The 3176-nt window shown below is 44.8% G+C and carries 2 protein-coding genes; both read left to right on the forward strand.

The window, feature by feature from the left end:
• Positions 1–533: 533 nt before the first annotated feature.
• On the forward strand, positions 534–1406 hold the full coding sequence (aroF, locus tag ACFE90_RS21670; RefSeq protein ID WP_375504169.1) for a 3-deoxy-7-phosphoheptulonate synthase: 873 nt from the start codon (positions 534–536) through the stop codon (positions 1404–1406).
• Positions 1407–1731: 325 nt separating this feature from the next.
• Positions 1732–3176, forward strand: a 1445-nt coding sequence (locus ACFE90_RS21675) for an efflux RND transporter periplasmic adaptor subunit (RefSeq protein ID WP_375504171.1), incomplete at its 3' end; no start/stop codon positions are given.

Genomic DNA, 3176 nt, shown 5'->3' on the forward strand with positions numbered 1-3176 from the left:
CCCCCCCCGCCGGCGGCCCGGCCGCCGCGCCCCCGCCCGCGAATAAAAATATTACCTCTTTCCCCTCTGCCCCCTGCTCCCTTGTCTCTTATTCACTCCCACATTTTTACTGAGTCTATCGCTTTTTTAGGGTTTGTGGGGGTCTTGACACCGCTTACTCTTCCTGATAATGTTAATTTAAATAGGCATATTTATTAATTTTTTCAGCAAAAGCCCCACAAATGCTTCACACAAATTCCTACTTTTATTTTTGGTTTAGGGTGGTTCACCGGGAGTGAATTGAGTTTCCTAATGGAAACCGCCCGGTGAACCGCAGAGCAAACTCTGCGGTTTTTGTTGTTTTAAGGAGAATTTCATCGTCATGACTTATTTGAATAGCTGGTTTTATGGCTTTTACTTTTGGCCCAGACTAAGTTCCGGGTAAATAGCGTCATGTCGATGATTCAGAACGCGCCCGGAACTCTTCAAAGGTTTCGGGCTTTTTTATTATCCACAAATAGTGCCCAATACTCAATTTTTAGGAGAATGAAACCATGATTAACGCCAAACTTGCCGCACAATCTCATCCAAACCACCAAACAATCGTTAAAATTTCAAAAAAAGTCGCTTTTGGGGGCGAAGAACTCGTAATTATCGGCGGCCCCTGCACTGTTGAAAGTTTAGAACAAATGGAGATAGTCGCCCAAAAGCTATCTGGTGCATCCGTGCAGGGGTTGCGTGGCGGTGTCTACAAACCCCGCACATCTCCCTACGCTTTCCAGGGTATGGGAGAAGAAGGATTGGAGATTTTGGCAAGGGTGCGATCGCATTACAATATGCCAGTTGTCACCGAAGTTATGTCAATTTCTCAAATTGAAGTAGTCGCCGCCCATGCTGATATGCTTCAAGTTGGTAGCCGCAATATGCAAAACTTCGACTTGCTCAAAGCTTTGGGACAAGCTGGTAAACCAATCCTACTCAAACGTGGTTTAGCAGCGACAATTGAAGAATTCGTCATGGCTGCTGAATATATCCTCAGCCACGGGAATCCTGATGTGGTGTTGTGCGAAAGAGGTATCCGCAGTTTTGATGATTACACCCGCAACGTCCTGGATTTAGGAGCAGTGGCAGCACTCAAGCAAATAACTCACCTGCCTGTGATTGTAGATCCTTCCCATGCTGTTGGGAAACGGGAGTTGGTTGCACCTGTGGCTAGAGCTGCGATCGCTTGCGGTGCAGATGGATTAATTATTGAATGTCACCCAGAACCAGAAAAATCTGTTTCTGATGCCCGTCAAGCACTTTCTTTAGAAGATATGGTGCATTTAGTTGATAGTTTAAAGCCTGTAGCTACAGCCGTTGGGCGCAGTATATCAGAAGCGATCGGGGCGGGTTTATCACCTGCCCCAATTTTTTGTGCTGCTTAAATTTCAGTAGCGATCGCTTGAATGTCTGAGTCAAAATATTTATTTTGGCTGAAGGACAAACTGCGATCGCTTTCGTAAAATTAAAGTTGTAGCTTTAAGCTATTACATTTCTTCTCAAACAATTTTTGCAACACAATCCATATAAAAGATATATAGGAAAAAAGTCACAACAGCCTAGTACCAAAGTCACAAGAGTTTGACAACAATTTATTCCCAAAAGGGGTGGGCGAAAAAAACAATTATTAATACACTAATATTTAGTTAAACTAACATTCTGCTTATCTAATTAGAATTAATCGCAACCAAGAATTTTGTGGAGAATGCGATGTCTAACGACAAGCTAGTACATGTCTCTGCTTCCCCTTTCCCCCGAATTGTTGATATGCGCTGTTTAGCTCTTGTTCAGACGATAAAGCCTTCGCCCTTAACTGCTCAAACTGTTCCTTATTTTCAGAGCATCATTCAAAGAGGGCGATTCTCGCTACTTATGTTAAGTCTGGTCTATTTGTGTAGTGCCTGTAGTACTTCCGAAGCCCAATCAAGTGGAAAAGAAGCAGGGAAAAAGCGAGCTGTGCCAGTAGTAGCTGCCACTGCAACTCAAAAAACGATTCCAATACAGCTATCGGCTACAGGAACGGTAGAAGCCTATTCTACAGTATCTGTCAAGTCACAAGTAGGCGGACAACTTACGGGAGTTTATTTTCAGCAAGGACAGAACGTTAAGAAAGGAGACTTGTTATTTAAAATTGATTCCCGCCCTCTACAAGCCGCACTGATGCAAGCTAATGCTGCTAAAGCTAAAGATTTAGCTCAGGTGAAACAGGCACAGGCAAATGTGCTACAAGCGATCGCCCAGGTGAACCAGGCAAAAGCGAACGTTGTAAAGGATAAGTCTCAGGCAACAAATGCAAATGTGCAAGCTCGACGTTATGGGAGTTTGCGAAAGCTTGGGGCAATCAGTAAAGAACAGGCCGAACAGTATCAGACTACTGCTAATGCTCAACAGGCGACAGTGAAAGCAGATCAGGGTGGAGTGGCAAATGCGGCTGCTGCTGTGGCGGCAGCCCAAGCAGATGTACAAAATGCTCAGGCGGTAGTAGTGGCAGATGAAGCTGCGATCGATAATGCTAAAGTTCAGCTTTCTTACAGTTCTATCTACTCGCCAATTGCCGGACACACAGGTAACCTAAAGCTAAATCAAGGTAACTTAGTACAGGCGAATGCCACCGATCCGCTAATTATAATCAGCCAAATTCGCCCCATTTACGTTAACTTTTCCATTCCCCAGCGACTGCTGCCAGACATCAAAAAATACAGTGCTAATAATGGCAAGTTAGAAGTTGATGCTTTACCTCCTAAAGATGCAGGGCATCCAGTACGAGGCGAACTCACCTTTGTTGATAGTGGAGTCAATACCCAAACAGGCACAATTCAACTTAAGGGTACTTTTGCCAACGCTGAGGAGCGCCTGTTTCCGGGGCAGTTTGTCAATGTAGTACTCAAACTGAGTGAAGAACCAAATGCCATTACTGTTCCTTCGCAAGCGGTACAGAGTGGACAACAGGGGCAGTTTGTGTATGTAGTCAAACCTGATAAAACAGCAGAAATGCGTCCAATTACGGTAGGCGACACCGTTGGGAACGAAACGGTAATTAAGCAAGGGTTGAAACCAGGTGAACAAGTAGTCACTGATGGACAATTCAACTTAGTGCCTGGTGCCACAGTCCAAGTGAAACCGGAAGTAGGAAGCAGAAGGGCAGGGGGAGCAGG

Origin of the sequence: uncultured Nostoc sp., assembly GCF_964245445.1 — a bacterium.
Lineage (GTDB): Bacteria > Cyanobacteriota > Cyanobacteriia > Cyanobacteriales > Nostocaceae > Nostoc.